This is a genomic window from Terriglobus sp. YAF25, assembly GCF_052113305.1.
GTDB lineage: Bacteria > Acidobacteriota > Terriglobia > Terriglobales > Acidobacteriaceae > Terriglobus.
The window spans coordinates 1-6,881 of the sequence record NZ_JBFRCY010000211.1; the positions used below are offsets into that span (position 1 = coordinate 1).

Below are 6,881 nucleotides of genomic sequence, written 5' to 3' on the forward strand. Positions count from 1 at the left end.
TCATTGGCAGCTCTCGCCAACCCGGTCCGGCTCCCGTTAGCGCTAAGCGCAGCGCGGCGGCTGGATGTGGCATCTAATTCTCACAGTCAGTCAACCTTCACCGCCGTATCTGCTGACGGAGGTCAGCAAACTGCTTGATGAAAAAAGCGCTTGAAATTACGCCCAACATCGAGCCCCTGTTCGGGACCCGCGACGAAAACCTTCACCTGATGGAAAAGGCCCTGCGTGTTGCCATTGACCTGCGATCGGATGCGGTCATGGTGACGGGGGATCCGGAGAGTATTGAACGGATCGAGAAGATCTTCACGGACTACGACCAGCTTTGCAATCAAGGCATTGTCCTGCAGAACGGGGAGTTGCATGGCATGTTGAAGCTGGTTGTCTCAGATCCGCGCATTACCCTGCGCGGACTGGTCGAAAGCGGACGGCAGCGCTCCACCGGCGTAAAACGCACGGTGCAGCCGCGCTCGCCCAATCAGCGGAAGTACATTGAAACCATTGAAGAGAACGATATGTCGTTCGGCATCGGACCGGCCGGTACCGGCAAGACCTATCTTGCCGTGGCTATGGCCGTCTCCGCGCTGATGGCGAAGAGAATCAGCCGTATCATCCTGGTTCGTCCGGCGGTTGAAGCCGGCGAGCGCCTGGGCTTCCTGCCCGGGTCGCTGCAGGAGAAGGTAGATCCGTACATGCGTCCGCTTTATGACGCTCTGTACGATTTGCTGGATCCGCCACGCGTGGACAAGATGCTGGAGACCAACGTCATCGAAATTGCGCCGCTGGCCTTTATGCGCGGCCGTACGCTGAATGACGCCTTCATCATCATGGATGAGGCGCAGAACACCACCAACGAGCAGATGAAGATGTTCCTTACCCGCCTTGGCGCCAATTCCAAGGCGATCATCACCGGCGACCTGTCGCAGATCGATCTTCCGAATCCCAAGAAGAGCGGCCTGCTGGAAGCGTTGCGGGTGCTGGATGGCGTGGAAGGCATCGGTTTTGTTCACTTTGAAGACGCGGACGTCGTACGCCACCACCTGGTGCAGCGTATTGTGCGTGCCTATGACAGCTACAGCCGGGAGCAGCGGGAGCTTCCGCTGGGACTGGAAACTCCACTGGGAGAGCCGATGTCGACGGCCGCTCCGATCAAACGAATCGCAAAGCCGCAGTAGGACGGCATCGAATCGGGTAACATCATGGAAAGAGGGCGTTACGCCCTCTTTCCTGTTTCTGCATGATTCGCATCGAACCACAAGAGATGCCTGCTGCCGCGGAGATCAATCGAACCCGCCTGTCGCGCTACCTGCTGCGTGCACGCCGTGCTACGTGCCTGGAAGGCCAGGTGGATGTGCTGCTTACAGACGATAAGACGGTAAAGCGGCTGAACCGCGACTTCCGCGGTAAGAACAAGGCGACCGACGTGTTGTCGTTTCCCGCCGGCGATTTTGCTGAGGGAATCGTAGGCGATCTGGCCGTCTCGCTCGATACCGCATCAAAGCAGGCAAAGCGCTTCGGCCTCACCCTGGAGGACGAGATTAAGACGCTATTGCTGCATGGCCTGCTGCACCTGGCCGGCTATGACCATGAGACCGACAACGGCGAGATGGCCGCCGAGGAGACCCGCCTGCGAGCGAAGCTGCGGTTGCCTAGCAGCTTGATTGCGCGCGTCGAGGGTGGCCGGCGATGAGCTACTGGACCCTAGGGTCGCTGCTTCTGTTGCTGGCGGTACAGACACTCGCCTCCTACATCGACCGCGTGTACTCGGAGATGGGTAAGTTCCTCTCTCGCGACTTCCAGGAAAACGTCGATGCCTGGACGCGCGCGGCGGAGCCGAAGATGATTCTCGGCCGGGATACGCTGGCGCTTTCGGCTTCGGTGCTGCGCCAGATCACGCTGACGGCGATCGCTGTATTGTTCGGAGCCAAACTTTACAGCTCGCTGACACTGCTGCCGATCCTGCGGCATGGCCCCCGTCTCCCTGACTTCGCGATGACGGCGGTTGAGCTGGTGTGCATCGTCATCCTCTTCGACCGCCTGGTCCCGTATCTGCTCTTTGTCCGGACGAAGGGACTGTGGATCGCACGGCTGCGCCTGCCGCTGGTACTGATCTTTCTGGCGCTGTTGCCCATCACAGGTCTGCTGAGCCTGCTGATCTCAATCATTGCGCTGGCGGAGCCCGAGGAGCAGGAAGAGGAAGAGAACTCCTCGGAGGGCGTGGACGCCCTGCTGGATGCCGGCAAGGAAGAGGGCATCCTGGAGGAGAGCGATCGTGAGTTGGTGCGCAGCGTCGTGGAGTTCGGCGATAAGGTTGCGCGTGCGGTCATGACGCCGCGTCCGGAGATGTTCTGCGTTCCCGGCACCATGACCCTGGACGAGTTCACAAGCCTGATGGCGAAAGAGGCGTATTCGCGCGTGCCGGTCTATGGAGAATCCATCGACATCATTACCGGCATTGCGTTTGCGCGCGATCTGTTAGGCGTGGCCGACTCCGAGGCCGCCCGCCAGACAGTGGCCAGTATTCAGAAGCCGGTCGCGTTTGTCCCCGAGACCAAGAAGGTGAACGAGCTGCTGAAGGAGATGCAGCGGGCCAAGCAGCACATGCGCATCGTGGTGGACGAATATGGCGCGGTCGCGGGACTCATCACGATTGAAGACCTGCTGGAGGCGATTGTCGGCGACATCGAGGATGAGCACGATGTCGAGGAAGAGACCAATGAGCCGGTCGGCAATCCGCAGGAGGGATGGTCCGTTCCTGGACGTTTCGAGGTTTCGCGCCTGCGCGAGCTCTTTGAGAGCCAGAACGATGAGCTCCCGGTCGATCTGGAGCTACCTTCCGCGGTGGAGGCGACGACGGTCGGCGGTCTGGTAAGCGAATTAGCCGGCCATATCCCGCACTCGGGAGAGGTGGTGGAGGCCGGGCGGCTGCGTCTGGAGATACTGTCTTCGACCGACCGGCGGGTGCAGCGTGTGAAGGTACAGATGGCCGCTTCGCCCGAGACGGCGGATAATCAATAGCGATGCCTATTCGTTCCGGATTCGTTTCCATCGTCGGCCGCCCCAATGCCGGCAAGTCGACGCTGGTRAATGCGCTGCTCGGCCAGAAGCTGGCCATTGTGACGCATAAACCACAGACCACACGCAATCGCATTCAGGCGGTGCTGGAGGTCCCTCTCAAGAAGAAGACAACACGCCATCCAGGCCATCCTGCGGCGCAGATCATCCTGGTGGATACGCCGGGAATTCACAAGCCCTCTACGGAGCTTGACCGCCGCATGATGCAGGAGGTGCATGACGCCCTGGAAAGCCGCGATGCGGTGATCTTCATGGTAGACGTGACTCACCGGCTGCCGCAGGAGGGCGAAAAAGTGACCGGCAAGGCGAAGCTGTCTCTGGACGAGCACAACTTCACGCTGGGCCTGGTCAAAAAGCTGGACTGCCCGGTGATCCTGGCGCTGAATAAGATCGACGAGCTGCAGCGCGACCAATTGTTGCCCCAGATCGCCTACTGGCAAAAGCAACATGACTTCGCTGCGGTGATTCCCATCTCGGCAAAGAAGAAGGACGGTCTGGAGCGGTTGATCGAGGCCATCATCGCCGTATTACCGCTAGGTGAGCGCTACTTCCCGAAGAATCAGATCACAGACCAGCCCGAGCGTTTCCTGGTCGCTGAGCTGATCCGCGAGAAGGTGCTGCTTTTTACCGGTGAAGAGGTGCCGTATGCCGCGGCTGTTGTCGTCGAGCGTTTTGAGGAGCCGGTAAAGAAGGGTGCAGCGACGCGCATTGCCGCGGCGATCTACTGCGAGCGTGCTGGACAGAAAGCGATTCTGATCGGTAAAGGCGGAGCGATGCTGAAACAGATCGGAACTGCCGCGCGCAAGGAGATGGAGTATCTGCTGGGCGGCAAGGTCTTTCTGGAGTTGTTTGTGAAGGTGCAGTCGGAATGGAGGTCATCGCGTGGGTTTATCGATGATCTCGACTGGCGCAAGCAGCTTGAGGACCTGGCGATCAAGCAGTCGAATGAAGAGTAGCGGAATAACTCTGTTCCAGGTTATTTCATACTGTCATTCTTAGTGACGAACTCGTTGCCCCATTCTTTGCGACTCGGGGTCCCCGGCCAGCTTCGCTGGCTGGGGTGACAAGCAAAGGGTGGGATATCGCGTTATGCGCGACAGTTTTTATCGTCCCAGGCTCGATCTCTTTGGTTGTCATTTCGTAGCGCCCAGAGGGCGCGGAGAAACCTGCTCTGTCACTACCCTCTCGGCTCCATAGTCATGGACAGGGAAAAGCGGTCGAGCTTCGCTCGATACCCCACCCTTCGCGATAAAGCCGCGAAGAATGGGGCAACGGATGTGTGCCTACCGAAATTATCCGGTTCTCGCTATCCCGCGTAGATCGTGTTCTCCAAAAACTCGTTCAGGAACTTGCCCTTCGGGTCGTAGTGATAGATCAGGTTCTTGAAGCGGGTAAGGTTTGGCAGCCGGCGCTGCAGCACGCGCGGGTCCATGGTGAAGAACTTGCCCCAGTGCGGAATGGCCCCAAAGGGTGAGAGTACGGCTTCAATCTGCGGCACCAGGCGTGCCACGGCTTCGGGCTCTGCCTTCCAGGTGAAGTGAATGCCGAGCGAGTCGCGGCGATAGTTCGGGCTCATCCATAGGTCGTCAGCCGCGATGGCGCGCAGCTCAGTGACGTGCAGGTGCGGTGTGATCTGGTCCTTCAGTGTCTCGACGGCGAGAATGGCGTCGTAACCCATATCAATGGGAACAAAGAGCTCGGTCTGGATCTCTGCGCCGGAGCTGGGTGTGAACTCCATGCGGAAGTGCGGCAGGCGCTCGTGCCAGGGGCCGGGGACACCAAGCTGCTGGGTGCAGTTCACGGGATCGAGTCCGGCCAACGGATGCAGGTTGGTGGTCGCTCGTGTCGCTCCATAAAATTCCGCCGGTGCAGTAATACCGTCATCCACGCGCTGCTTGAGCCACACCTGCGTAGCGCGATGGTCCTGCCAGGTAGTGAAGAGAGACACAGAGTAGGCTGCGTCCATGATGGTACGCAGGTTGCCTTTCAGGTGGTCGAAGGAGAGGTTTTCATAGACCGTCTGCGCCACTTCGAAGGCCGGTTCCACCTGCAGCGTGATCGAAGTGACGATGCCGAGGGCGCCGAGGGAGACAACGGCGCCGGGAAAGGTATCTGGGTTTGCGTCGCGCGTCAGCGTGACCAGGTCGCCGTTGGCGTTCAGGATCTCCAGCCCAACGACTGCGGCAGCGAGATTACGATTGCGCAACCCCGATCCATGCGTTGCCGTCATCACGCCGCCTACGACTGAGATATGCGGCAGTGAGGCGAGGTTATGAATGGCATGGCCACGGCTGTGCAACCACACGGCCAGATCGCCGTAGCGCACACCCGCTCCCAGCGTGACGGTCCGGTCGGCTTCATTGAGCGTGATGGAGGTTAGCCGTTCGAGCGAGATCTGAACACCGTCCGAGTCGGCAATGCCGTGAAAGCAGTGCCGCGTGCCCAGGGCGCGTAGCTGCGATGTCTCCCGCACCAGCTCCTGTGCTTCTTCCACAGAGGCAGGGATCAGCAGATCGCCGGCGTTGTAGGTATAGTTTCCGGCCCAGTTGGTGCGAGGTGCTGCATTCGTCATGGTCTTGCTTATTCCTTGATGTTGATGCCGAGGGCCTTCATCTTGCGGTAGAGGTGGGAGCGTTCCAGGCCAAGGAGCTCGGCCGCGCGGCTTACATTGCCGTGGACGTCGTCCAGCTTTTTCAGGATGTAATCGCGCTCATAGGCCTCACGCGCCTGCAGCAAGGTGGGGAAATCTTCCGTCCGGCCCGGTTTGCCGGGCTCGCGGTAAACCAGCACGGGAAGATGCTTGCGTTCGATGCGCTGCACGCGCGGGTTCAGGATCAGCACGCGCTCGATGACGTTGCGCAGCTCACGCACGTTGCCCGGCCAGTGATAGTGCTGCAGCGTGGCGATGGCGTCATCGGCGATCTCCATACGCGGACGTCCGTACTGGCGGCCGAACTCGAGCAGAAATTCACGCACCAGCAGAGGAATGTCTTCCTTACGGTCGCGCAGCGGCGGAACGAAGAAGGGAATCACGTTCAGGCGATAGAACAGATCCTCACGGAAGTTGCCGCGGGCGATCTCTTCCTGCAGGTCTTTGTTGGTGGCGGCGATGACGCGCACATCCACGGCAATGGGGGAGGTGGCGCCCACCGGCGTGAAGCGCTGTTCGTCGAGGGCGCGCAACACCTTGGCCTGAGTCTTGAGGCTCATGTCGCCGACATCATCGAGAAAGAGAGTGCCCAGGTGAGCGCGCTCAAAGGTGCCCGGTTTATTCTGCGAAGGCGCCAAGTTTGGTGGCGCGAACCGCGGACTCGATAGTGCCATGACCGGAGATCATGATCACCTCGGGCGGCGAGGAGAGATTCAGAGCACGAAATTGCGCCAGAAGATCGAGCCCGTCAGCATCCGGGAGCCAGATGTCGAGCAGAACGGCGTCCCACGTACCGTCCTGCAACAGTGCCAGGCCTTCGGCTCCGGTGGCGGCGCTGGCGACGTGGTATTGCTCATCGCTGAGGATGCTTTCGAGGGAGGTGCGGATAGAGGCTTCGTCGTCGATGACGAGAATGTGATTCATGGGGGAGGGCTCAGTTGCTGGCTGTGAGTTGCTGGTTAGGTTGTGTGGGCTGGTTGTCTGATTCCGATGCAGACGGCAGCTCGATGATGAAACGTGCGCCGACCGGTGTGGCGCTCTCAGCGCGGATGGTCCCGTGGTGCTCTTGCACAATCTTAGCGGCGATGGCGAGACCGAGTCCGGTGCCGCGCTGTTTGGTGGAGAAGTAGGGAAGGAAGAGTCGTTCCCTCATCTCGTC

At 60.0% G+C, this 6,881-nt stretch carries 6 protein-coding genes and 1 pseudogene; 4 read left to right on the forward strand and 3 right to left on the reverse strand.

The genetic code is table 11. The features are described 5' to 3' along the window. The first annotated feature begins 134 nt into the window (after window positions 1-134). The 4 genes from AB4043_RS10700 (at window position 135) to era (ending at window position 4,028) form a co-directional block, all read left to right on the forward strand. Window positions 135-1,172, forward strand: a complete 1,038-nt coding sequence (locus AB4043_RS10700; RefSeq protein ID WP_442300972.1) for a PhoH family protein — start codon at window positions 135-137, stop codon at window positions 1,170-1,172. 86 nt (window positions 1,173-1,258) lie between these two features. Next, window positions 1,259-1,687, forward strand: coding sequence for an rRNA maturation RNase YbeY (ybeY, locus tag AB4043_RS10705; protein ID WP_442307033.1), 429 nt, complete (start codon window positions 1,259-1,261; stop codon window positions 1,685-1,687). Further along, the gene (locus AB4043_RS10710; protein WP_442300970.1) at window positions 1,684-3,015 is read left to right on the forward strand and encodes a hemolysin family protein; all 1,332 of its coding nucleotides are present in this window, start codon (window positions 1,684-1,686) and stop codon (window positions 3,013-3,015) included. The genes ybeY and AB4043_RS10710 overlap by 4 nt, the downstream gene beginning before the upstream one ends. A gap of 2 nt (window positions 3,016-3,017) precedes the next feature. Then, the gene (era, locus tag AB4043_RS10715; protein ID WP_442300969.1) at window positions 3,018-4,028 is read left to right on the forward strand and encodes a GTPase Era; all 1,011 of its coding nucleotides are present in this window, start codon (window positions 3,018-3,020) and stop codon (window positions 4,026-4,028) included. A gap of 350 nt (window positions 4,029-4,378) precedes the next feature. Here the strand turns inward: era and AB4043_RS10720 are convergent, their stop codons facing one another. The 3 genes and pseudogenes from AB4043_RS10720 to AB4043_RS10730 all read right to left on the reverse strand — a co-directional run. After that, a complete protein-coding gene (locus AB4043_RS10720; RefSeq protein ID WP_442300968.1) occupies window positions 4,379-5,644 on the reverse strand; it encodes a D-arabinono-1,4-lactone oxidase in 1,266 nt (421 codons plus the stop codon). A gap of 8 nt (window positions 5,645-5,652) precedes the next feature. Beyond that, window positions 5,653-6,646, reverse strand: a pseudogene (locus tag AB4043_RS10725) (sigma-54-dependent transcriptional regulator). Between the two features lie 10 nt (window positions 6,647-6,656). Next, on the reverse strand, window positions 6,657-6,881 hold a 225-nt coding region (locus AB4043_RS10730), incomplete at its 5' end, for an ATP-binding protein (protein WP_442307034.1).